23 protein-coding genes are annotated in these 21650 nt (G+C 73.2%); 15 read left to right on the top strand and 8 right to left on the bottom strand.

Translation table 11 applies throughout. From position 1 onward, the window contains the following. Positions 1 to 78: 78 nt before the first annotated feature. The 6 genes from ACYQ0U_RS14810 to ACYQ0U_RS14785 all read left to right on the top strand — a co-directional run bounded on the left by ACYQ0U_RS14810 (position 79) and on the right by ACYQ0U_RS14785 (position 8410). Positions 79 to 744, top strand: a complete 666-nt coding sequence (locus ACYQ0U_RS14810; RefSeq protein ID WP_459974186.1) for a hypothetical protein — start codon at positions 79 to 81, stop codon at positions 742 to 744. A gap of 2 nt (positions 745 to 746) precedes the next feature. Continuing rightward, positions 747 to 2303: a DNA polymerase Y family protein gene (locus tag ACYQ0U_RS14805; RefSeq protein ID WP_459974227.1), complete on the top strand. Its 1557-nt coding sequence runs from the start codon at positions 747 to 749 to the stop codon at positions 2301 to 2303. 12 nt (positions 2304 to 2315) lie between these two features. Next, positions 2316 to 5744 (top strand): error-prone DNA polymerase, encoded by a 3429-nt coding sequence (locus ACYQ0U_RS14800; protein WP_459974184.1) that lies wholly within the window; start codon positions 2316 to 2318, stop codon positions 5742 to 5744. A gap of 66 nt (positions 5745 to 5810) precedes the next feature. After that, positions 5811 to 6653 (top strand): dioxygenase family protein, encoded by an 843-nt coding sequence (locus tag ACYQ0U_RS14795; protein ID WP_459974182.1) that lies wholly within the window; start codon positions 5811 to 5813, stop codon positions 6651 to 6653. A gap of 34 nt (positions 6654 to 6687) precedes the next feature. Continuing rightward, on the top strand, positions 6688 to 7914 hold the full coding sequence (gene hemW / locus ACYQ0U_RS14790; RefSeq protein WP_459974180.1) for a radical SAM family heme chaperone HemW: 1227 nt from the start codon (positions 6688 to 6690) through the stop codon (positions 7912 to 7914). A 28-nt stretch (positions 7915 to 7942) separates the two neighbouring features. Further along, entirely contained in the window at positions 7943 to 8410 is a 468-nt protein-coding gene (locus ACYQ0U_RS14785) for a TM2 domain-containing protein (protein WP_459974178.1), read from the top strand. A gap of 8 nt (positions 8411 to 8418) precedes the next feature. Here ACYQ0U_RS14785 and ACYQ0U_RS14780 read toward each other — a convergent pair whose 3' ends face one another. Genes ACYQ0U_RS14780 through ACYQ0U_RS14765 form a run of 4 tightly spaced genes read right to left on the bottom strand, consistent with a single transcriptional unit; the run spans position 8419 to position 11068 of the window. Continuing rightward, positions 8419 to 9267, bottom strand: a complete 849-nt coding sequence (locus tag ACYQ0U_RS14780; protein WP_459974176.1) for a DUF3097 domain-containing protein — start codon at positions 9265 to 9267, stop codon at positions 8419 to 8421. A 48-nt stretch (positions 9268 to 9315) separates the two neighbouring features. Next, positions 9316 to 9516, bottom strand: coding sequence for a hypothetical protein (locus ACYQ0U_RS14775; RefSeq protein ID WP_459974174.1), 201 nt, complete (start codon positions 9514 to 9516; stop codon positions 9316 to 9318). An 18-nt stretch (positions 9517 to 9534) separates the two neighbouring features. Continuing rightward, entirely contained in the window at positions 9535 to 10383 is an 849-nt protein-coding gene (locus tag ACYQ0U_RS14770; protein ID WP_459974172.1) for an MBL fold metallo-hydrolase, read from the bottom strand. A gap of 19 nt (positions 10384 to 10402) precedes the next feature. Further along, complete coding sequence (locus tag ACYQ0U_RS14765; protein ID WP_459974170.1) at positions 10403 to 11068, bottom strand: hypothetical protein; 666 nt, start codon at positions 11066 to 11068, stop codon at positions 10403 to 10405. A 157-nt stretch (positions 11069 to 11225) separates the two neighbouring features. Between ACYQ0U_RS14765 and hrcA the strand changes: the two genes are divergently transcribed. From hrcA to ACYQ0U_RS14750, 3 genes are read left to right on the top strand one after another with little or no spacing between them, the layout of a single operon-like run. After that, positions 11226 to 12248, top strand: a complete 1023-nt coding sequence (gene hrcA, locus ACYQ0U_RS14760) for a heat-inducible transcriptional repressor HrcA (protein WP_459974168.1) — start codon at positions 11226 to 11228, stop codon at positions 12246 to 12248. A gap of 51 nt (positions 12249 to 12299) precedes the next feature. After that, entirely contained in the window at positions 12300 to 13478 is a 1179-nt protein-coding gene (gene dnaJ / locus ACYQ0U_RS14755; RefSeq protein ID WP_459974166.1) for a molecular chaperone DnaJ, read from the top strand. After that, positions 13478 to 14218, top strand: a complete 741-nt coding sequence (locus ACYQ0U_RS14750; RefSeq protein WP_459974164.1) for a 16S rRNA (uracil(1498)-N(3))-methyltransferase — start codon at positions 13478 to 13480, stop codon at positions 14216 to 14218. The genes dnaJ and ACYQ0U_RS14750 overlap by 1 nt, the downstream gene beginning before the upstream one ends. 28 nt (positions 14219 to 14246) lie before the next feature. Here the strand turns inward: ACYQ0U_RS14750 and ACYQ0U_RS14745 are convergent, their stop codons facing one another. Genes ACYQ0U_RS14745 through ACYQ0U_RS14735 form a run of 3 tightly spaced genes read right to left on the bottom strand, consistent with a single transcriptional unit; the run spans position 14247 to position 16569 of the window. Then, the gene (locus ACYQ0U_RS14745) at positions 14247 to 15137 is read right to left on the bottom strand and encodes a Gmad2 immunoglobulin-like domain-containing protein (RefSeq protein WP_459974163.1); all 891 of its coding nucleotides are present in this window, start codon (positions 15135 to 15137) and stop codon (positions 14247 to 14249) included. A gap of 26 nt (positions 15138 to 15163) precedes the next feature. Beyond that, on the bottom strand, positions 15164 to 16069 hold the full coding sequence (locus ACYQ0U_RS14740) for a Gmad2 immunoglobulin-like domain-containing protein (RefSeq protein ID WP_459974161.1): 906 nt from the start codon (positions 16067 to 16069) through the stop codon (positions 15164 to 15166). Further along, complete coding sequence (locus ACYQ0U_RS14735) at positions 16066 to 16569, bottom strand: SigE family RNA polymerase sigma factor (RefSeq protein WP_459974159.1); 504 nt, start codon at positions 16567 to 16569, stop codon at positions 16066 to 16068. The genes ACYQ0U_RS14740 and ACYQ0U_RS14735 overlap by 4 nt, the downstream gene beginning before the upstream one ends. 51 nt (positions 16570 to 16620) lie before the next feature. Between ACYQ0U_RS14735 and ACYQ0U_RS14730 the strand changes: the two genes are divergently transcribed. Beyond that, positions 16621 to 16959, top strand: coding sequence for a histidine triad nucleotide-binding protein (locus ACYQ0U_RS14730; protein ID WP_459974157.1), 339 nt, complete (start codon positions 16621 to 16623; stop codon positions 16957 to 16959). 11 nt (positions 16960 to 16970) lie between these two features. Continuing rightward, positions 16971 to 18173, top strand: coding sequence for a hypothetical protein (locus ACYQ0U_RS14725; RefSeq protein WP_459974156.1), 1203 nt, complete (start codon positions 16971 to 16973; stop codon positions 18171 to 18173). A 3-nt stretch (positions 18174 to 18176) separates the two neighbouring features. Here the strand turns inward: ACYQ0U_RS14725 and ACYQ0U_RS14720 are convergent, their stop codons facing one another. Further along, on the bottom strand, positions 18177 to 18446 hold the full coding sequence (locus tag ACYQ0U_RS14720) for a hypothetical protein (RefSeq protein ID WP_459974154.1): 270 nt from the start codon (positions 18444 to 18446) through the stop codon (positions 18177 to 18179). Positions 18447 to 18539: 93 nt separating this feature from the next. Between ACYQ0U_RS14720 and ACYQ0U_RS14715 the strand changes: the two genes are divergently transcribed. The 4 genes from ACYQ0U_RS14715 to ACYQ0U_RS14700 are packed head-to-tail and all read left to right on the top strand — an operon-like array spanning position 18540 to position 21646. Further along, a complete protein-coding gene (locus ACYQ0U_RS14715; protein WP_459974152.1) occupies positions 18540 to 19553 on the top strand; it encodes a PhoH family protein in 1014 nt (337 codons plus the stop codon). Further along, complete coding sequence (gene ybeY, locus ACYQ0U_RS14710) at positions 19550 to 20011, top strand: rRNA maturation RNase YbeY (protein WP_459974150.1); 462 nt, start codon at positions 19550 to 19552, stop codon at positions 20009 to 20011. Before ACYQ0U_RS14715 ends, ybeY begins: the two co-directional genes overlap by 4 nt. Beyond that, a complete protein-coding gene (locus ACYQ0U_RS14705) occupies positions 20008 to 21300 on the top strand; it encodes a hemolysin family protein (protein ID WP_459974148.1) in 1293 nt (430 codons plus the stop codon). The genes ybeY and ACYQ0U_RS14705 overlap by 4 nt, the downstream gene beginning before the upstream one ends. Further along, positions 21293 to 21646, top strand: a complete 354-nt coding sequence (locus ACYQ0U_RS14700) for a cytidine deaminase (protein WP_459974144.1) — start codon at positions 21293 to 21295, stop codon at positions 21644 to 21646. Before ACYQ0U_RS14705 ends, ACYQ0U_RS14700 begins: the two co-directional genes overlap by 8 nt. Positions 21647 to 21650 lie beyond the last annotated feature (4 nt).

Raw genomic sequence — 21650 nt, 5'->3', positions numbered from 1 at the left:
TCTCAGCGTGAGACAGCGCCGACTCGGCATTTCCGACCCCGCTGTTGACTCATTCGAACAGGTGTTCGAAGATAGGGCGTGGCCAGCACCCTCGACACCATCGCCGAGCTCCGGGGCAGGATGGCGCGCCTGGAGAACGGCGTGCCGCGGCTGGCGCTGGAGACCCACCCGGCGCTCGCCGGGCTGGTCCAGCTGCGGGCGGGAGGAAGCTACTCCGTCGACAGCGCGAGCCTCGCGCTGACCCTGCTCGCCGGTCCGTCGAGGGCCGGTGGCTGGTGCGGCGTGGTCGGCGTCGACGACTTCGGCGCCGAGGCGGCACACGCCCTCGGGGTCGACCTCGACCGCACCGTGCTGGTGCCCGACCCGGGCGACCAGTGGCTCGAGGTCACTGCGGCGCTGGTCGACGTCGTCACGGTCGTGCTGGTCCACCCGCGCGGGCGCGTGCCGGAGCACGTGGCGGAGAAGCTCGGCGCCCGGCTCCGCAAGCGCTCCGCCGTCCTGGTCTCCCTGGGCGACTGGCCGCGCGCCGAGGTCCGGCTGACCTCGCGCGAGCCCGCCTGGGCCGGCGTCGGCGACGGACACGGCCACCTGCGGTCGCGCCGGGTCATGGTCGAGGCGCACCGCGGGTCGGCGCCGCCGCGACGCGGCGCGCTGTGGTTCCCGGCCGAGGACCAGGCCGTCCGCCGGGTGGAGGCCACGGTGTTCGAGCCGGGCGCACCCGTGGCCGTGGAGGCGGCCAGTTGAGGGTGCTCGCCGTCTGGTGCCCGGACTGGCCCGTGGTCGCGGCGCTGGCCGACGAGGGGCTGCCCACCCACCTGCCGGCAGCGGTGTTCAGCGCCAACATCGTGCAGGCCTGCAACGGGGCGGCCCGCACCGCCGGCGTACGCCGGGGCATGCGGCGCCGCGACGCGCAGTCGCGCTGCCCCGAGATCAAGGTGTACGCCGCCAGACCGGACCGCGACGCCCACGCGTTCGAGCCGGTGCTGGCTGCCGTCGAGGAGATCCGACCGGGCGTCATGTCGCTGCGCCCCGGCCTGCTGGCCGTGCGCGCGCCGGGCCGGTTCCACGGCGGCGAGCCGGCCGGGGCGGCGATCCTCGCCGAGCGGCTGGTCGCGCTGGGCGTGTGGGACTGCCGGTTCGGCGCCGCCGACGAGCTGTTCACCGCCGAGCAGGCCGCGCGCCGCGCCGAGCCCCAGGACTGCCGCGTGGTCGGGCCGGGGGAGTCGGTGCCGTTCCTGCGCGCGCTGCCGGTCGAGGCCATCGAGGACTCCCGGGACGGCAGAGACGCGGTCAGCCTGATGAAGCGGCTCGGCCTGCGCACCCTGGGCGACCTCGGCGACCTGTCCGCGACCGACGTGCGCGACCGGTTCGGCGCCCAGGTCGCGTGGGTGCACCGGGTGGTCGGCGGCGCCGGCGCGGTGCCGCTCGCCGCGCGCACCCCGCCGCCCGACCTCGCCTGCCACGTCGACTTCGAGCCGCCGCTGGACTCCGCCGAGACGATCGTGTTCAGCGCCCGGCAGACCGCGGACCGGTTCGTCGCGGGGCTGGCCCGGCAGCGGCTGGTCTGCACCGAGGTGCTGGTCGAGGCGCGCTGCGAAGGCGAGTCCGAGCCGGCGTCCGCGCGGGTCTGGCTGCACCCGCGCTGGTTCACCGCCGCCGACCTGGTCGACCGCCTGCACTGGCAGCTCCAGGGCGCCATGAACGGGCTGAGACGGGCCGGTGACGTGCGCGCGCCGGTCGACCGGGTGCGGCTCGAGCCGCTCACCGTCGTCCCCGAGGCCGTGCACGCCGACGGCCTGTGGGGCGGCACCGACGAGCGGGTCGAGCGCGGCATCGCCCGGGTGCAGGGGATGCTCGGCCACGAGGCCGTCGTGCGGCCGGTCCTCCAGGGTGGCCGCAGCCCCGCCGACCGGCAGGCGCTGGTGCCGTGGGGCGAGCGCCCGACCGGGCTCCGGCCCCGTGCCGATCAGGGAGGCCCGCCGTGGCCGGGCAGCATCCCGCCGCCCGCGCCGGCCCGGGTGCTGGCCAGCCCGTGGGCGGCCGAGGTGCTCGGCACCGGTGGCCGCACGGTCGACGTCGACGACCGCGGAGGCGTGACCTGCCCGCCCGAGCGGTTCCGCCCCGGACCGTCGGACCCGTTGCAGCCGGTCGCCGCCTGGGCCGGCCCGTGGCCGGTCGAGGAGCTGTGGTGGGAGTCGACCCCACGCCGGGTCGCGCGCTTCCAGGTGGTCGGTGTCGACGGCAGCGCCTGGCTGCTGACCTGGGATTCCGGGGTCTGGTTCACGGAAGCGGCCTATGACTAGCAGGGCCGACTAGTGGGCTGGTCGAACCCCGCCATCTCCTGGGGCGAGCTGGAGAAGCGGCTCTCCGGGCGGATGGTCACGCCCCAGGACCCCGAGGCGCCGATCTCGCAGCGCAAGCGCAAGAACCGGTTGGTCGACGTCGAGCGGCCGGCCGGCCCGGTCGTGCCGTACGCCGAGCTGCACGCGCACTCGAACTTCAGCTTCCTCGACGGCGCCAGCGGCCCCGACCACCTGGTGCTCGAGGCGCTGCGGCTCGGGCTGCACGCGCTGGCGATCACCGACCACGACGGCTTCTACGGCGCTCCGCTGTTCGCGGAGACCGCGCAGCTGCACGGCGGGCTGAAGACGATCTACGGCGCCGAGCTCTCCCTCGGGCTCACCAAGCCCCAGAACGGCGTCGCCGACCCCGAGGGCAACCACCTGCTCGTGCTCGCGCGCGGCGTCGAGGGCTACCACCGGCTCGCGGGCGCGATCACCGACGCCCAGCTGCGCGGCGACGAGAAGGGCAAGCCGGTCTACGACCTCGCCGAGCTCGCCGAGCGCGCGGGTGGGCCTCGGGACGGGCACTGGCTGGTGCTCACCGGCTGCCGCAAGGGCATGGTGCGCCAGGCGCTGGACTCTGCTGGACCTAGGGGAGGCCCGTCGTACGCCGCCGAGGAGCTCGACCGGCTGACCGCGCTGTTCGGGCACGAGCACGTCGCGGTCGAGCTGATCGACCACGGCTTCCCGGGCGACTCGGCGCGCAACGACCGGCTGGCCCGGCTGGCCGTCGACCACGGGCTGCCCTACGTCGCGACCAACAACGTCCACTACGCCCGGCCCGAGCAGCACCGCGTGGCCGGCGCGATGGCCGCCGTCCGGGCGCGGCGCAGCCTGGCCGAGATGGACGGCTGGCTGCCGGCGTCCGGGATGGCCAGCCTGCGGTCGGGGGAGGAGATGGCGCGGCGCTTCGCCCGCTACCCGGGCGCGGTGGAGCGCAGCGTCGAGATCGCCGACGCGATCGCCTTCGACCTCCAGAAGGCGTCGCCGCGGCTGCCGAAGTTCGTGCCGGACGGGTGGACCCCGTCGGGCTGGCTGCGCGAGCTCACCGAGCGCGGCTTCGCCGAGCGGTACGCCCACGAGCCGCACGCCCGCGAGGCCCGCGAGCGTGTCGAGCACGAGCTGCGGATCATCGCCGAGAAGGACTTCGACGGCTACTTCGTGATCGTCCACGACATCGTGGAGTTCGCGCGCGAGAACGGGATCCTCTGCCAGGGGAGGGGATCCGCGGCCAGCTCGGCGGTCTGCTACGCGCTCGGCATCACCGCGATCGACCCGGTCTTCTACCGGCTGCCGTTCGAGCGGTTCATCTCCCAGCATCGCGAGGAGGAGCCCGACATCGACGTCGACTTCGACTCCGACCGGCGCGAGGAGGTGATCCAGTGGGTCTACCGCAGATACGGCCGGCACAACGCCGCCCAGGTCGCGAACGTCGTCGGCTACCGGCCCAAGATGGCGGTCCGCGACGCCGCGAAGGCGCTCGGCCACTCGCCCGGCCAGCAGGACGCCTGGTCCAAGCAGATCACCTCCTGGACCGAGGTGGCCGTGCGCGAGGGTGGCGACCACGACGTCCCCGGCTCGGTGGTGGCACTGGCCAATGACCTCCTCGGTGCCCCGCGCCACCTCGGCATCCACTCCGGCGGGATGGTGCTCACCGAGCGGCCGATCGGCGAGGTGGTGCCGATCGAGCGGGCGCGGATGGACGACCGCACCGTGCTCCAGTGGGACAAGGACGCCTGCGAGTTCATGGGGCTGGTGAAGTTCGACCTGCTCGGGCTCGGCATGCTCAGCGCGCTCGACCACATGATGGCGATCGTGCGTGAGCACCTCGGGGAGTCGTGGACGCTCGCCTCGATGCCCAAGGAGGAGTCCGCGGTCTACGACATGCTCTGCCGCGCCGACTCCGTGGGCGTCTTCCAGGTCGAGAGCCGGGCCCAGATCGGCACCCTGCCGCGGCTCCAGCCGCGCGAGTTCTACGACCTCGCGATCGAGATCGCGCTGATCCGGCCCGGCCCGATCCAGGGCGGCGCGGTCCATCCCTACGTACGCCGGGCGACCGGCCGTGACCCCGTCGAGTACGCGCACCCGCTGCTGATCCCGGTGCTCGAGCGGACCCGCGGCGTACCCCTCTTCCAGGAGCAGCTGATGGACATGGCGCGCGTCCTCGGCGACTGCAACCGCGACGAGGCCGACCTGCTGCGCCGGGCGATGGGCTCCAAGCGCGGCATCGAGCGGATCGAGTCGGTCAAGGAGAAGCTGATGTCGGGCATGGCGGCCAAGGGCCTCGCCGGCGAGCGCGCGGACGCGATCTACCTGCAGATCCTGTCGTTCGCGAACTTCGGCTTCGCCGAGAGCCACGCGCTGTCGTTCGCCAAGCTCGTCTACGCGAGCTCATGGTGCAAGCTGCACTACCCGGGCGCGTTCCTCGCCGCGCTGCTGCGCGCGCAGCCGATGGGCTTCTACTCGCCGCAGTCGCTGGTGCACGACGCGCGGCGCCACGACGTCGAGGTGCTGCGCCCCGACCTCCTGCACTCGCGCGCGACCGCCGACCTCGAGCTCATCGGCTCGCCCGGCCCGACGGGGCTGGACGCGTGCCTCCGCGACGGTGAGCGCACGGAGTGGGTGCCCGGCACGCCCGACCCGACGCCGGAGCACCGGCGCGACACGGCGTACGCCGTCCGGCTCGGCCTGGACTCCGTGCGCGGCATCAGCACCGGGGTGGCGCAGCGGATCGTCGCGGCACGGGAGGAGCGGCCGTTCGCCGACCAGGCCGACCTGTCCCGGCGGGCCGGGCTCGACGCGCGGCAGCTGGAGGCACTGGCCACCGCGGGCGCCTTCGACGCTGTGTTCCCCTCTGGAACGCTCTCGCGGCGGCAGGCGCTGTGGAACGCCGGCTGGACCGAGACCGACGAGCACCTCGAGGGCATCCGGGTCGCCGGGCCGGCGCCGACGCTGCCGGACATGGACGACGTCGAGATCACCATGGCCGACATGTGGGCCACCGGCATCACCCCGGCCGGGCACCCGTTCGAGCACCTGCGCGGCCAGCTCACGGCGGCGGGCATCAGGTCGGTCGCGGACTGCAACACGTGCGAGCCCAACCGCCGCGTGCACGTCGCCGGGCTGGTCACGCACCGGCAGCGCCCGGGCACCGCCGGCGGCGTCACCTTCCTCAACCTCGAGGACGAGACCGGGATGCTCAACGTGGTCTGCACGGTCGGGGTGTGGCGGCGCCATCGCCACGTCGCCAACAGCGCGGCCGGCATGGTGGTGCGCGGGATCCTGGAGCGCGAGGACGGCGTCACCAACCTGGTCGCCGATCGGCTCTCCGCGATCGAGACCGTGCACCCCGAGGCCGGCCAGGCGCTGCGCGCGCGGCACCGCTCACGAGACTTCCACTGACGCTGCACCGACATCGCCCAGGGAGCACACAGGGAGCGCACAGCCGGGTCGGGTCTCCTTGCGGGCATGGAAGAACGCGACGAGCACGACCTCGGCCTGTCCCACGACCTCCCGAAGATCCTCGGCCGGCGCGGCCTGCTGGGCCTCTTCGGCGCCGCCGGCATCGCGACCGTCGCGGTGGCCTGCGCCACCGACGACACCGCGACGGTCTCCTCCCGGACCCGGCCGCCGTCCGGTGACGGCGGTGCCCCGATGGGCGGCGACTCCTCGGTCGAGGTGGCGGCCGGCGAGATCCCGGAGGAGACCGCGGGCCCCTACCCGGGCGACGGCTCGAACGGCGTCAACGTGCTCACCGAGTCCGGCGTCGTACGCAGCGACCTGACGACGTCGTTCGGCGACGCCACCGGTGTCGCCGACGGCGTCCCGGTCACGATCAGGCTGAAGGTCTACGACCTCGACGGCGACGACGTCACCGCGCTGTCCGGCGCCGCGGTCTACCTGTGGCACTGCGACCGCGAGGGCCGCTACTCGATGTACGACGAGGAGATCGCCGACGAGAACTACCTGCGCGGCGTCCAGGAGACCGACGCCGAGGGCCGCGTGGAGTTCACCTCGGTCTTCCCGGCCTGCTACGACGGCCGCTGGCCGCACATGCACTTCGAGGTCTACGAGTCGCTCGACTCCGCCACGTCGTACACGAACAAGCTGCGCACCTCCCAGCTCGCCCTCCCCGAGGACGTCTGCGCCGAGGTGTACGCCACCGAGGGCTACGAGGCCTCCGTCGACAACCTGTCCCGCGTCGGCCTGGACTCCGACATGGTCTTCGCCGACGGTCACTCCCTCCAGCTCGCGAAGGTCACCGGCTCGGTCGACGACGGCTACACGATCTCCCTCGCGATCCCTGTCTGACTCGGCGTCGGGGCACGGGTGGGAGGATGGGTCAGTGCCTTCCGCCCTCCCGACCGGTGACGCAGTGCCCGAGGACGGGTCGCTGCCGGAGTCGGCGCTGGCCGGGCTGGGGGAGCGGCCGTTCGGGTTCTACGTGCACGTGCCGTTCTGCACGGTGCGCTGCGGCTACTGCGACTTCAACACCTACACCGCCGACGAGCTCGGGCCGGGGGCGAGCCGGGCGACGTACGCCGAGACCGCGATCGACGAGGTACGCCGGGCGCGCCGGGTGCTCGGTGACGCGGACGTCCCGGTCAGCACGGTGTTCCTGGGCGGCGGCACCCCGACCCTGCTGAGCCCCTCCGACCTCGGCGGCATCCTGCGGGCGATCGACGACGAGTTCGGGCTCGCGCCGGACGCTGAGGTGACGACCGAGTCGAACCCCGACAGCGTCGACCTCGCGGCGCTGGAGTCGCTGCGGGCGCAGGGGTTCAACCGGATCAGCTTCGGCATGCAGTCGGCCGTGCCGCACGTCCTCGCGGTGCTCGACCGCACCCACGACCCGCGCCGGGTGCCGGCGGTGGTCGAGTGGGCGCGGGCCGCCGGCTTCGACCGGGCCGGGGGCGGAAGCATCAGCCTCGACCTCATCTACGGCACGCCGGGGGAGTCGCTCGCCGACTGGGAGACCACCGTCGACGCGGCGCTCGCGTGCGCCCCCGACCACGTGTCGGCGTACTCCCTCATCGTCGAGGAGGGGACCGCGCTGGCCCGGCGGGTCCGGCGCGGCGAGCTGCCGATGCCCGACGAGGACGACCTCGCCGACAAGTACGTCCTCGTCGACGACCGGCTCGGCGCCGCCGGTCTGGAGTGGTACGAGGTCTCCAACTGGGCCAAGGACGAGGCCAGTCGCTGCCGCCACAACCTCCGCTACTGGACCGGCGGCGACTGGTGGGGCGTCGGCCCCGGCGCGCACAGCCACGTCGGCGGCGTGCGGTGGTGGAACGTCAAGCACCCGGCGGCGTACGCCGAGCGGCTCGCTGCCGGCCGGAGCCCGGCCCACGCCCGGGAGGTCCTCGACGACGAGAGCCGCCGCGTGGAGCAGGTCCTGCTGGAGCTGCGGCTGCGCGAGGGGCTGCCGACCGACGCCCTCGACGCCGAGGGGCTGGCCGCCGTGCCCGGTCTGGTCGAACGCGGCCTCCTCGCCCCGGCGGGCGGCCGGCTGGTGCCGACGCGGACCGGCCGGCTGCTGGCCGACGCCATCGTCCGCGACCTGCTGCCGTAGGACACCCGACGGGCCTAGGGTGAGCGCCATGACCCAAGGCCCCGAGGAACCCCTCGACCCGAACCAGCAGCAGCCCGGCCAGCCCGACGGCCAGCCCGACGGCCAGTCCGGTGACCAGTCCGGTGGCCAGTCCGGTGGCCAGTCCGCGCCGCCGCCGCCCTACCAGGAGGCCGCCCCGCCGCCGTACGGCCAGCCGATCCCGCCGCAGTACCCGCAGGCCGGCTACGGGTACAACCCCGCCGCGCCCTACGGCGTGCACCCGGTGACCGGGCTCCCGTACTCCGACAAGAGCAAGCTCGTCGCGGGCCTGCTGCAGATCCTCATCCCGCTCGGCATCGGCCGCTTCTACATCGGCGACACGAAGACCGGCGTGTGGCAGCTCGTCGTCACGATCCTCACCTGCGGCATCGGCGCGCTGTGGCCGTTCATCGACGGCATCATCATCCTCGCGACCGACAGCACGGACGCCCAGGGACGTCCGCTGCGCGCCAGCTAGGCCCTCGGCTAGCTGGTCACGAAGTCGATCAGCTCCTCGACCCGGCCCAGCAGGGCAGGGTCGAGGTCGTGGTAGCTGGAGACCCTGCCGAGGATGTGCTGCCACGCCCGGGCGGTGTCGGCCTGGTCGCGGTGGGGCCAGCCGAGCTGCTGGCAGACGCCCTTCTTCCACTCGATCGAGCGGGGCACGTCCGGCCAGCGCTCGAGCCCGAGGCGCTCGGGCTTCACCGCGGCCCAGATGTCGATGAACGGGTGGCCGACGATCAGCACGTGCTGACCGACCGGGGACGCGGCGATGCCCTGGGCGATCCGGCTCTCCTTCGAGCCCTTGACCAGGTGGTCGACGAGTACGCCGACCTTGCGGTCGGGCCCCGGACGGAAGTCGCGCAGGTGGTCGGCGAGGTCGTCGACGCCGCCGAGGTACTCGACCACGACGCCCTCGATGCGCAGGTCGTCGCCCCACACCTTCTCGACGAGCTCGGCGTCGTGGCGGCCCTCGACGAAGATCCGGCTGGCGCGGGCGACGCGCGCCTTCGCGTCGTGGACGGCGACCGAGCCGGACGCGGTGCGGGTCGGCCTCGCGGGCGCCGTCGCCCGCACCGGCGCGGTGAGGATGACGGGCCGGCCGTCGAGCAGGAACCCGGGGCCGAGCGTGAAGGTGCGGCGCCGGTTGCGCCGGTCCTCGAGCGTGACGGTGTGCAGGTCGCGATCGACCGCGACGATCTCGCCGCACCAGTCGGTGGTGACCTCCTCGACGACGGCGCCGATCTCGGCCGGTGCCTCGACGGCGCGGCCGCGCTTCGGGGCGCGCCAGTCGGTCGAGAGGACGTCGGTGCCGTAGCGGTCGCGGGAGGTCATCCCACGACGGTAGGCGCGACCACCGACGGCGCCCGGGAGGGCACGCCGTCAGTCGGCGCTGTCGTCCTCGTCACGCTCGTCGTCACGCTCGTCGGGCGTCTTGCCGCCCTGCATGTCGAGCTCCTCGGGCGACTTGGCCTCGTCCTCGTCCAGCGGCTGGGCCAGCGGGTTGTCCTCGGTGGGCCGGAGGTCCTCGGGGAGGGCCTCGTCGCTGATCCCGGTGGCCGGCTCGTCGGTGTTCTCGCTCATGGCGGGGACGTACCCCGCTCAGATCAGCGGCAACCGCCGCTGGCTCCGCGGCAGCTGCTCGTAGCCGCGGGGGACCGCCTCGCCCAGCCGCTCCCGCGGCCACGGCCAGTCGGCGGCGTCGAGGGCCTGGTCGAGCGGCACGCCGCGGCCGGCCAGGTCACGGATGGTCTCGGCGATGATCCCGATCTCGTTGCGCTGCTGCTCCACGAACTCCCGGTCCACCGGTGCGCCGTGACCCGGCACCACCACGGACGCGGGCGTCGTCAGCCCGAGCACCACGTCGAGCGTGAGCGGCCAGTCCATCGGCCACGAGTCCTCGCCGAACCACGGCGTCGCCGACTCCTCGACCAGGTCGCCGGCGAGCAGCACGTCCGCGTCGGGCACCCGGACCACCAGGTCGCCGCCGGTGTGTCCGCGCCCCGGGTGCACCAGCTCGACCATCCGGTCGCCGGCGTCGAGCACGAGCGCGCTGGAGAAGGTGCGGTCCGGGCCGACGACGTCGGTCGTGACCACGTCGGCCGTGTGCGGGTCGGCCGGCTCGGCGGCGTACCGCTCCTTGATCCGGTCCGCGCCGTCGGCCAGCTCGGTCGCGGCGGTCTCGTGGGCGACGATCGGGATCTCGCCGTACGCCGCGCGGAAGATGCCGTTGCCGAAGGTGTGGTCGAAGTGCCAGTGGGTGTTGACGATCCCGGTCACCGGTCCGGCGCCGAGCCGGCGCACGTCCTCGACCACCTCGCCGGCGGCCCGCGCGGACCCGTGCGTGTCGACCACGAGCACGCCGTCGGCGCCGCCGATCAGCGAGACGTTGACGTCGAACCACTCGTAGCGCGCGACCCAGACCCGGTCGGCGACCTCGGTGAATGCCACCGGCCCAGCGTAGAGAGCCTCAGCAGATCCCGGCATGCAGGCAGTGCCGCAGCAGGTCGCCGAGCTCCTCGAGGCTGCCGGCGACCCGCGGGAACTCGATCACGTGCCAGTGGGCGCCCTGGACGTCCACCCACTGCACCTCGACGCTCGCCGGAGTGAGGTCGACCAGCCGAACCCCGAGCAGCTCGGCCGGCCGGGTCCGCGTGCCGGTGGAGACGGCCTGGCGCAGCTCCTCCTGGTGGCAGTCGTTGGCGTGCTCCGTGGAGCGCTGGAGGTGACCGCGGTTGAGGTCGTGCTCGAGGCTGCGGAACTCCAGCAGCGGCACCCGGTGCTGGCGCGACGCCCGCTCGAGCAGCACGAAGTTCAGGTCGAGCGAGACCACGTGGCGTACGTCCTGGCAGCAGTCGCAGTCCTCGACGGCCACCCGTTCGAGCCGGCCGGCGAGCGTGAGCATGTCGGCGCGCTCAGCCCCGCCACGGGGGCCGAGTCCGCTGGTCAGGGTGAGGAGCGCGCTGCGGCGCGCCTCGGCGGCGCGCGCGACGGGGGAGCCCGGACGGCACAGGAACGTCGGCGTACCGCGGCGGTCGGTGAGACCGGTGTCGTCCTCGACGAGCTGCTCGCCGTCGATGACGAGGCTGACCTCGGAGGGGCAGGCCAGGATGCTCCGGGCGACGGCGGCGAGCATGGGACCTCCTGTGACTAGTTAGGCAAGCCTAACCTTATCCGGATTCGTCTCGGCGTCAACGGTCGTGCCGGGAGGTGGTCGCCGCGTGGGGCTAGTACCCTTGGCACTCCCGACATTCGAGTGCCAACATCCGGGTGAGACGCAGAGGAGGACGGGCATGCAGGAGGAGCGCCGGCTCGCCGTCCTCCGCGCGATCGTCGAGGACTACGTGACCACCGAGGAGCCCGTCGGCTCCAAGGCCCTCGTCGAGCGGCACGGCCTGGGGGTCTCCCCGGCCACGGTCCGCAACGACATGGCGGCGCTCGAGGACGAGGGCTACATCACCCAGCCCCACACCAGCGCCGGCCGGGTGCCGACCGACAAGGGCTACCGGCTCTTCGTCGACCGCCTCACGACCGTCAAGCCGATGAGCGCGGCCGAGAAGCGCGCGATCGCCACGATCCTCGACGGGGCCGTCGACCTCGACGACGTCGTGAACCGCTCGGTGCGGCTGCTCTCGCAGCTGACCCGCCAGGTCGCGGTCGTGCAGTACCCGACGCTGTCGCGCTCGACGGTGCGCCACGTCGAGCTGGTCGCGCTCGCGCCGAGCCGGCTGCTCGTGGTGCTGATCCTCAGCACCGGCCGGGTCGAGCAGCGCCTGGTCGAGCTCCCCGTCGCGCTGGACGAGGAGGCGCTCGGCGAGCTCCGCACGCGCGTCCTGCGAGCCGTCGTCGGCGAGGTGATCGCCGAGGCGGTCACCCGGCTGCGCGACCTGCTCCCGGCCGAGGCCGAGGGGTCCGACGCGGTGCTCGCCGCCGTCGTCGACGCCCTCACCGAGGCGATGTCCGACCACCGCTCCGACGAGCGGATCGCCGTCGGAGGGGCGGCGAACCTCGCCCGGTACGGCGACCACTTCGACTCCGCCGTACGCCCCCTGCTCGAGGCGCTGGAGGAGCACGTCGTGCTGCTCAAGCTGCTCGGCGAGGCGCACGCCGGCGAGGTGCTGACGGTGCGGATCGGCCACGAGGGCCCCTACCAGGAGCTCGCCGCGACCAGCGTCGTGGCCGCGGGCTACGGCCCCGGCGACGAGGCGTTCGCCCGGCTCGGCATCGTCGGGCCGACCCGCATGGACTACCCGGGCTCGATGGCCGCGGTGCGCGCGGTGGCGCGCTACGTCTCGCGGATCCTCGACGAGGCCTGAGCCCCCTTCCCGCACACCACGATCGATCCCCGAACAACCAAGGAAACCCAGTTGAGCCAGGACCTGTACGAGCTGCTCGGTGTCGACCGCGACGCGGACGGCGACGCGATCAAGAAGGCCTACCGGCGGCTCGCGCGGCAGTATCACCCGGACGTCAACCCCGACCCCGAGGCCCAGGAGAGGTTCAAGGAGGTCTCGCTGGCCTACGAGGTGCTCTCCGACCCGAACAAGCGGGCGGCGTACGACCGCGGCGGTGACCCGTTCGGCGGCATGGGCGGTGCCGGCTTCGGCCAGGGCGCCGGCTTCTCGTTCACCGACATCATGGACGCCTTCTTCGGCGGCGGTGCGGCCGGCGGCGGCGGGCGGGGCCCGCGACCGCGCGAGCGCCGCGGCCAGGACGCGCTGATCCGACTCGAGGTCACGCTGGCCGAGGCGGCGTTCGGCGTGACCCGCGAGCTCAAGGTGGACACCGCCGTGCTGTGCAGCACCTGCCACGGCGAGGGCGCCGCGCCGGGCACGCATCCGGTGCCGTGCGAGACCTGCCGCGGCGCGGGCGAGGTGGCCCACGTCCAGCGCTCGTTCCTCGGCGAGATCCGCACGCTGCGCCCGTGCGCGGCCTGCCGCGGCTTCGGCACGATCATCCCGGAGCCCTGCCGCGAGTGCTCGGGCGACGGCCGGGTCCGCTCGCGCCGCACGCTGACCGTGAAGATCCCCGCCGGCGTCGACAACGGCACCCGCGTCCAGCTGACCGGCGAGGGCGAGGTCGGTCCCGGCGGCGGGCCGGCCGGTGACCTGTACGTCGAGATGCACGTCGCCCCGCACCCGACCTTCACCCGCCACGGCAACGACCTGCACTGCACGGTCACGCTGCCGATGGCCGCGGCCGCGCTGGGCACCACGCTGACCCTGCCGACCCTCGAGGCCGACGTCGTCGACGACGAGCCGAGCGAGACGGCGCCGGAGGGCAGCTTCGAGCTCGAGGTGCGCCCCGGCACGCAGTCGGGCTCGGAGCAGGTGCTCAAGGGGCGCGGCGTCCCCGGCCTGCGTGGCGGTCGCGGCGACCTGGTCGTCACGGTCGTGGTCGAGACGCCGACGCGGCTCGACGCGCGCCAGGAGGAGCTGCTGCGCGAGCTCGCCACGATCCGCGGCGAGGAGGCGCCCTCGGGGCAGGTCCGCCCCGGCTCGAAGTCCGTGTTCGGCCGGCTCCGCGACGCGTTCAACCCGCACTGATGTCCCTGCCCGTCCACCTCGTGCCGGCCCTCGACGGGGTCGCGACCGGTGACGAGGTCACGGTCGAGGGCGACGAGGCCCACCACGCGGTGGCGGTACGCCGGCTGCGCGTGGGCGAGCAGGTCGTGCTGACCGACGGCGCCGGCGTGTCGGTGCGCGGCGTGGTCTCCTCGACCGGCAAGCGGGTCTTCGCGGTGGTCGCCGAGGAGGTCGTCACGACCGCGGCTCCGACGCCGGAGGTCGTCGTGGTCCAGGCGATCCCGAAGGGCGACCGCGGCGAGCTGGCCGTCGAGGTGCTGACCGAGGTCGGTGCCGCCCGGATCGTGCCGTGGGCCGCGGCGCGCAGCGTCGCGGTCTGGAAGGGCGAGCGGGCCGCGAAGTCCCTGGCCCGTTGGCGGTCCACGGCCCGTGAGGCCGCCAAGCAGGCCCGCCGGTCGTGGTTCCCCGAGGTCGACGAGATGGTCTCCACCGCCGAGGTGGAGGCGCTGGTCGCGGGTGCCGACCTGGCCGTGGTCCTGCACGAGGAGGCGACCGGCTCGCTGGCCGCCGTCGAGGTGCCACCGGCCGGCCGGATCGTCGTCGTGGTCGGGCCCGAGGGCGGCCTCACCGACGACGAGGTGGCCGCGTTCGTCGCCGCCGGTGCGGTGTCGGTGCGACTCGGCACCGAGGTGCTGCGCACCTCGACCGCCGGGCTCGCGGCCGTGTCGGCGCTGCTGGCGCGCACGCCCCGCTGGACCTAGGTCGGCAGCGGCGCGCCGACGCGCTCGCTCAGCCGACGACGATGGTCTTGGAGTCCTCCGTGGGACCGGCGCCCTCGCCGTCGGACGGGTCGTCGGTCGATGCGACGAAGGTGTACTCACCGGGCTCGAGCGAGGAGACGTCGACCTCGGTCTGCCACGGGTAGAGCTTGTCCATCCAGCCCTCGGCGGTCGAGAACCCGTCGAGCACGACGGCGCCGGAGGAGTCCCGGAGCTGCCAGGGCGTGGTGGCCTCGAAGGAGCTCGACACCCCGCTGGCCGTGAACGTGTCGCCCACGGTGGCGCCCTGCTCGGGTGCGGTGACGTTGACGAGCGCGAGCGTTCTGATCGGGTCGGCGGCCGTGAAGCCGTCCTCCGAGGCGATGTTGAAGATCTGGGTGGCCGCGCCCGAGGAGTCGGTGAACGTGATCGGGTCGCGGGACTGGAGCACGCCCTGCGCGGTGTAGACGAGCTGCTGGATCGCCTGGATCGAGGCGCTCTCGGACATGCCGCCCGGGATGCCGGTCCACGAGTCGTCGGGCAGCGGGATCTCGGCGCTGCCCGACGTGGTGAACGTGCCGGCGGGCAGGGCCGTGCCGTAGTCCGGGTCGAGCGCGTCGCCGGACGCGGCCAGGGTCAGCGCGGCGCCGAGCGGGTCCGCGGCGTCGACGCGGCGGAACTCGCGGTAGAGCTTCGTGCCCTGCGGCGTCTCGCCGGTGAAGTACACGGGCACGGTGACCTGGTCGGCCATCGGCGCGTCGTCGTCGGACGGCTCGTCGCCGCCCGTGCCGCCCGTGCCGTTCTGGTGGCGGTTGCTGTTGCTGGCGGGCTGCTGGTCGTCGGCGGAGGGGTCGTCCCCGCAGCCGGCCAGCGCGAGCGCGGCCGTCGCGAGCAGGACGGCGATTCGGGTCCGGGTGTGCATGGGTTCATCCTTCCGGCGAGTCGGTGCTATCTGACGATGATCGTGCGCGTGTCGTAGTCGAGGAGCGCCTGCTCGGCGCCCCCGGACGGGTCGGTGGAGGACGCGACGAACTCGTAGGACCCCGACGCGAGGCCGGAGACGTCGACCTCCGCCTCCCACAGGTAGAGCCGGTCGCCGGTCCCGAGGGCGGTCGTGAACCCCTCGCGCACCGTCTGCCCGGACGCGTCGCGCACCTCCCACCCCACGGTGCCCTCGTGCACGTTGGCGCGCCCACGAGCCGTGAAGACGCCGTCCTCGTAGGCGGCACCCTCCGCCGGATCGCTGATGCTCACCAGGTTGAGCACATCGTTCTGCGGCTGCGCCTCGTACGTCGTGTCGCCGATCCGCACCGGCAGCCGCTCCTGGGCCGCGCCCTGGAGGGTGTACACGACCTGCTGGACGGCCAGCTCGTCGTCGAGCACGGCGTTCTCCGGGTCGCCGACCTCGACGTGGATGACGCCGTCCATGAGCATCACGTCGCCGAACGACGAGGTGGTCCACGGCGTCCGGTAGTCCGGGTCGGTGGCGGGCCGCTCGATGCGGTCCAGCGCCGCCTGGAGCGCGTCGTCTCCGGGGGCCTCGTCGAACTCGCGGAACAGCCGCTCGCCGCGCGGGCTGTCGCCGAGGAAGTAGGCCGGCACCAGGAACGTCCCGGGCGAGGTGGCCACGTGGTCGTGGTCAGCGCCGTCGTCGCCGTCGCCGATCACCGCGAACGCGGTCACGGCCGCGGCCGTCGCGAGAACGACGCCGCCGGCGGCGTACCACCAGGGGCGGGCGGCGTGCGCGGGCGCCGACGCCACCTGCTCGCGGATCGCGGCGAGCCGGTCGTTGGGCTCGAGCTCGTCGACCGCGTCGTGGAGGAGATCGCCCAGGTCGGGGAAGGGAGTGTTCACTGGTCCTCCTGGAGGAGCTCACGGAGGGCGGCCGCGCCCCGCGAGGCGTGGCTCTTCACGGCGCCGCGGCTGATTCCGAGCGTGTCGGCGATGTCGGCCTCGGACAGGTCGAGGTAGTAGCGCAGCGCGAGCACCTCGCGCTGCCGGTCGGGGAGGGCACGCATCGCCTGCAGGACGGCGGCGCGGCGGTCGGAGTCGGGGGTCGGATCGGCTGCGTCCAGCGGTCGGACGGTCGCGGCGTGCCGCGCCACGACCGCGCGGTGCCGGAGCGCCGAGCGGGAGCGGTTCACGACCGCCTGACGCAGGTAGGCGAGCGCCTTGTCCGGGTCGCGCAGCCGCGACCATCGACCGTGGACGGCGACGAACGCGTCCTGGACGACCTCCTCGGCCGTGCCCTGGTCGCGCACGAGCAGCACGGAGAGCCGGACGAGCTGGCGCCAGTGAGCGGCGTACAGCTGCTCCAGCGCCTCGTCCGCCGTCCAGGCAGCTCGTTCGGTCATCACGGTCACGCTACTTCCACGCGCGGCGGGGCCATCGGGTTTACTGGGGGCGTGGAGGACTGCATCTTCTGCAAGCTCGTCGCGGGGGAGATCCCCGGCGAGATCGTGCACACGACCGAGCGGACCGTCGCGTTCCGCGACCTGAATCCCCAAGCGCCCCTCCACGTCCTCGTGGTCCCGACGCGGCACTTCGCGAACGCCGCCGAGCTCGCCGCCGGCGACCCGGCTGCCTCCGCCGAGCTCGTGAGCACCGCCGCCGCGGTCGCGACCGCCGAGGGGTACGACGACTACCGGCTCGTGTTCAACACCGGCGCCGACGCCGGGCAGACGGTCTTCCACACCCACCTGCACCTGCTGGCCGGGCGTTCCTTCACCTGGCCGCCCGGATGAGGGAGACCGGGATGAGCCGCCGGCTCGCTCCCGGACTGGTCGCGGTGCTCCTCCTCGTCCTCACGGCCTGCGTGCAGGAGGGTCAGGACCGGCGCACCGGCGCCCCCACCGACCTGCTGTCGCCGGCCGCGCCGCCCGAGGTGGTGGCCGACCAGCTCGCGGACGTGCCGCAGGGCAAGCTGCGGCCGCTGCGCGACGGCGAGAGGCGGATGACGCTCGGCATGCCCGAGCCCTATACGCCCGCGGCGCCGAACGGGACCGGCACCGACGACTACCGCTGCTTCCTGCTCGACCCCGGCCTCGACGAGGACGTCTGGCTGACCGGCAGCAACGTGCTGCCCGGCAACCTGTCGGTCGTGCACCACGTCATCCTGTTCCGGCTCGACCCCGACCAGATCGCGGAGGCCGAGCAGACCGACGCGGACACGCCCGGGCAGGGCTGGACCTGCTTCGGCGGCACCGGGCTGAGGAGCGACTTCGCCGAGGTCGACGACGCCCCGTGGCTCGCCGCGTGGGCGCCCGGTGGCGACGAGACGATGACGACCGACGGCTACGGCGTCCGGCTCGACGCCGGCTCCCGGATCGTGATGCAGGTCCACTACAACCTGCTGAAGGGTGCGTCCCCGGACGTCTCCAGCGCCCAGCTGCGCTGGATGAGGGGCAGCGAGGACCTGACCCCGCTGCACACCTACCAGCTCCCGGCGCCGGTCGAGATGCCCTGCCGCCCCGACCACGACGACGGCCCGCTGTGCACCCGCGCGGCGGCCGAGGCCGACGTGCGCGCCCGCTTCGGTGCCGGGCAGAACACCCACAACCTGCTGCACCTGCTGTGCGACACCCCGATCGAGCCGACGTCCACCGCCGTCTGCAACCGGGTCGTGAACCGGGGCATGACGATCCTCGGCGTCGCCGGCCACATGCATCTGCTGGGGCGGCAGATCAGGATCGACGTCAACCCCGGTACGCCGGAGGAGAGGCGGGTCCTCGACATCCCGGTCTGGGACTTCGACGACCAGGGCTCCAAGCCGCTGAAGGAGCCGCTCCACCTCGACCCCGGCGACACCGTCCGGGTCACCTGCAAGCACGTGCAGTGGCTGCGCGACGTGCTGCCGGCGTTCGAGGGCCAGCCGGACCGCTACGTCCTGTGGGCCGAGGGCAGCACCGACGAGATGTGCCTGGGTACGCTCACGGTCGCCTTCGACGACGAGCGGTAGCGCTCAGAACAGCTGGGCGACCCGCATCGCGACCAGCACCACCGGCAGCCCGAAGACCAGCAGCATCGCCCACGCGGTGAGCCGGTGCCACGGCTTGTCGGGGTCGAGCCGGCCGGCGAAGTCGAGGATCGCGCCGTCGGGCACGTGGTGGGAGAGGCCCATCCGGCGGGCGTCCTCGGGGAGGTGCTGGCCGGCGAACCACATCGGCGGCGTGTCGTCGTCGTGGTCCCAGTCCAGATCCCGGTCCGGGTCCCCACCCGGCTCCCTCTGCATGCCTGCCACGTTACTCGCTGGGACCGCCCGTGGCGCTCCCGTAACATGGAGGGGCGCCGAACCCCTACCGAAAGGCCGCCCGCACGGGCCTCCATGACTGACAGCAACCACCAAGGGACCCCCGCGAACGCCACGCGCCACACCGTGGTCGTCCCGAACAGCATCAACATGGTCAGCCTGCTCGGCCCGGGCGACGAGTACCTCGGGATCATCGAGGGCGCCTTCAACGCCGAGATCCACGTGCGCGGCAACCGGATCAGCCTGCGCGGCGAGCCCGGCGAGGTCGCGCTGGCCGAGCGTCTCCTGGACGAGCTGGTCGCGATCATCCGCACCGGTCAGGGCATCACGTCCGAGACCGTCGAGCGGGTCCACACCATGCTTCGGGCCGAGACGACCGAGCGCCCCGCCGACGTGCTCAGCCTCAACATCCTGAGCAACCGTGGCCGGTCGATCCGCCCGAAGACGCTCAACCAGAAGCGGTACGTCGACTCGATCGACAAGCACACGATCACCTTCGGCATCGGGCCGGCCGGCACGGGCAAGACCTACCTCGCGATGGCCAAGGCCGTGCAGGCCCTCCAGTCCAAGAACGTCAACCGGATCATCCTGACCCGGCCGGCGGTCGAGGCGGGGGAGCGGCTCGGCTTCCTGCCCGGCACGCTCAGCGAGAAGATCGACCCCTACCTGCGCCCGCTCTACGACGCGCTGCACGACATGATCGACCCCGAGACGATCCCGAAGCTGCTGGCCGCGGGCACCATCGAGGTCGCCCCGCTGGCCTACATGCGCGGCCGGACGCTCAACGACTCCTTCATCATCCTCGACGAGGCGCAGAACACCACGCCCGAGCAGATGAAGATGTTCCTGACCCGCCTGGGCTTCGGCTCGAAGATCGTCGTCACCGGCGACGTGACCCAGGTCGACCTGCCCGGCGGCACCAAGTCCGGGCTCCGGGTCGTCGAGGACATCCTCGACGGCGTCGAGGACCTGTCGTTCAACCGCCTCACCAGCCACGACGTCGTCCGGCACCGCCTGGTCGGCAAGATCGTGGCGGCGTACGACGACTTCGACGCCCGCGGCGGCCTGAAGGCGGCACCGCAGAAGTGAGCATCGAGATCCTCAACGAGTCCGGCCGCCAGCTCGACGAGAAGCGGCTCGCGCAGCTGAGCCGCTTCGTCATGGACCGGATGCGCGTGCACCCGATGGCCGAGCTGTGCATCAAGGCCGTCGACGAGGCGACCATCGCCGAGCTCAACGAGCACTGGATGGAGAAGGAGGGACCGACCGACGTGCTGGCCTTCCCGATGGACGAGCTCCGCCCGGGCCTGGTCAACGAGGAGCCCGAGGAGGGCGTGCTCGGCGACCTCGTGCTCTGCCCCGACGTGGCCGCCCGGCAGGGCGAGACCGCCGGGCACGGAGCCGACGCCGAGATCGAGCTGCTCACCGTCCACGGCATCCTGCACCTGCTCGGCTACGACCACGCCGAGCCCGAGGAGCACCGGGTGATGTTCGGTCTCCAGGACGAGCTGCTCGCCGCCTGGCGGTCCCCGGGACAGCCGCAGTGAGCGTCTGGCTGCTGGCCGCGGCAGCCGTCCTCGTCCTCCTCGCCGGCCTCTTCTCCGCCGCCGACGCCGCCCTCGCGACGTTCTCCCGCGCCCGCGCGGAGGAGCTCGAGGACGAGGGCCGGGCCGGGGCCGGTCGCCTGCTGGCGCTGCTCGACGACGTGCCGCGCTACCTCAACACCGCGCTGTTCCTGCGGCTGCTCTGTGAGATCGCCGCGATCGTGCTCGTCGCGCTCGAGGTCTACCAGGCGTACGCGGAGTCCTGGTGGCCGACGGTGCTCACTGTGATCGGCGTGATGCTGGTCGTCTCGTTCGTCGCGATCGGCGTCGCCCCGCGGACCCTCGGCCGCCAGCACGCCGAGAAGGTCGCCCTGATCTCCGCCGCCCCGCTCGCGATGATCACCGCGGTCCTGGGCCCGCTGCCGAAGCTGCTGATCCTCGTCGGCAACGCGCTGACCCCCGGCAGGGGCTTCCGCGAGGGCCCGTTCAACACCGAGACCGAGCTGCGCGAGCTCGTGGACTTCGCCGAGGCGTCGTCGGTGATCGAGTCCGGGGAGCGCAAGATGATCCACGACGTCCTCGAGCTCGGCGACACCACCACCCGCGAGGTGATGGTGCCGCGCACCGAGGTCGTCTACATCGAGCACTACAAGAACCTGCGCCAGGCGCTCTCGCTGTTCCTGCGCAGCGGCTACTCCCGCGTGCCGGTGATCGGCGAGAACCTCGACCACGTCGTCGGGATCGCCTACCTCAAGGACATCGTGCGCCGCGACTTCGAGGCACCCGACGTCGAGTTCACCCAGCGGATCGAGGAGATCTGCCGCCCGGCGTACTTCGTGCCGGAGTCCAAGCCCGTCGACGCGCTGCTCGCGGAGATGCAGGCCAAGCGCCAGCACATCGCCGTCGTGGTGGACGAGTACGGCGGCACCGCCGGCCTGGTCACGATCGAGGACGTGCTCGAGGAGATCGTCGGCGAGATCACCGACGAGTACGACGAGGAGACCGTCGAGGTCGAGCAGCTCGAGGACGGCGCGGTGCGGGTGTCGTCGCGCTACCCGATCGACGACCTCGACGAGCTCTTCGGCGAGGACATCGAGGAGGAGGACGTCGACAGCGTCGGCGGCCTGATGGCCAAGCACCTCGGCCTGGTCCCGATCGCCGGGTCGGTCGTGGAGGCGCACGGGCTGCGCTTCGAGGCCGAGGCCGCGCAGGGCCGCCGCAACAAGATCGGGACCGTGCGGATCGCCCGCGTGCCCGTGCCCGACGACGAGACCGAGGACGACGATGAGTGACCTCTCCGCCGAGCTGTCGGCCGAGGACAAGAAGCTGGTGACGCTCGCCCGCGCCACCCGCGCCCGCACCGGCGCGGCCGGGGGCGCCGCCGTCCGCGACTCCGATGGCCGCACCTACGCCGCCGCCACCGTCGACCTGCCGTCGCTCCGCGTCTCCGCTGCCGGCGTGTGCGTGGCGATGGCCGTCGCCTCCGGCTCGCGGGGGCTCGAGGCGGCGGTCGTCCTGACCGGCGCCGACGCCGTCGCGCCCGGCGACCTCGACGCGCTCCGCGACCTCGGCGGCGCCGGCGTCGTCGTGCACCGCGGGGACGTCAAGGGTGCAATCACCGAGACTCTGTCCACCTGATCCT

It is taken from the genome of Nocardioides pyridinolyticus (genome assembly GCF_054653575.1).
The sequence above is the reverse complement of the archived record's forward strand: the minus strand, read 5'-3'. Positions and strand labels throughout refer to the sequence as shown.

Bases quoted from the DNA above. Each gene is read 5' to 3' on its own strand.
- ACYQ0U_RS14745 (WP_459974163.1), bottom strand. From the start codon at position 15,137: ATGCACACCCGGACCCGAATCGCCGTCCTGCTCGCGACGGCCGCGCTC.
- ACYQ0U_RS14735 (WP_459974159.1), bottom strand. From the start codon at position 16,569: ATGACCGAACGAGCTGCCTGGACGGCGGACGAGGCGCTGGAGCAGCTG.
- ACYQ0U_RS14750 (WP_459974164.1), top strand. From the start codon at position 13,478: ATGTCCCTGCCCGTCCACCTCGTGCCGGCCCTCGACGGGGTCGCGACC.
- ACYQ0U_RS14720 (WP_459974154.1), bottom strand. From the start codon at position 18,446: ATGCAGAGGGAGCCGGGTGGGGACCCGGACCGGGATCTGGACTGGGAC.
- ACYQ0U_RS14715 (WP_459974152.1), top strand. From the start codon at position 18,540: ATGACTGACAGCAACCACCAAGGGACCCCCGCGAACGCCACGCGCCAC.
- ACYQ0U_RS14700 (WP_459974144.1), top strand. From the start codon at position 21,293: ATGAGTGACCTCTCCGCCGAGCTGTCGGCCGAGGACAAGAAGCTGGTG.
- ACYQ0U_RS14780 (WP_459974176.1), bottom strand. From the start codon at position 9,267: ATGACCTCCCGCGACCGCTACGGCACCGACGTCCTCTCGACCGACTGG.
- ACYQ0U_RS14725 (WP_459974156.1), top strand. From the start codon at position 16,971: ATGAGCCGCCGGCTCGCTCCCGGACTGGTCGCGGTGCTCCTCCTCGTC.
- ACYQ0U_RS14765 (WP_459974170.1), bottom strand. From the start codon at position 11,068: ATGCTCGCCGCCGTCGCCCGGAGCATCCTGGCCTGCCCCTCCGAGGTC.
- ACYQ0U_RS14785 (WP_459974178.1), top strand. From the start codon at position 7,943: ATGACCCAAGGCCCCGAGGAACCCCTCGACCCGAACCAGCAGCAGCCC.
- ACYQ0U_RS14795 (WP_459974182.1), top strand. From the start codon at position 5,811: ATGGAAGAACGCGACGAGCACGACCTCGGCCTGTCCCACGACCTCCCG.
- hrcA (WP_459974168.1), top strand. From the start codon at position 11,226: ATGCAGGAGGAGCGCCGGCTCGCCGTCCTCCGCGCGATCGTCGAGGAC.
- ACYQ0U_RS14775 (WP_459974174.1), bottom strand. From the start codon at position 9,516: ATGAGCGAGAACACCGACGAGCCGGCCACCGGGATCAGCGACGAGGCC.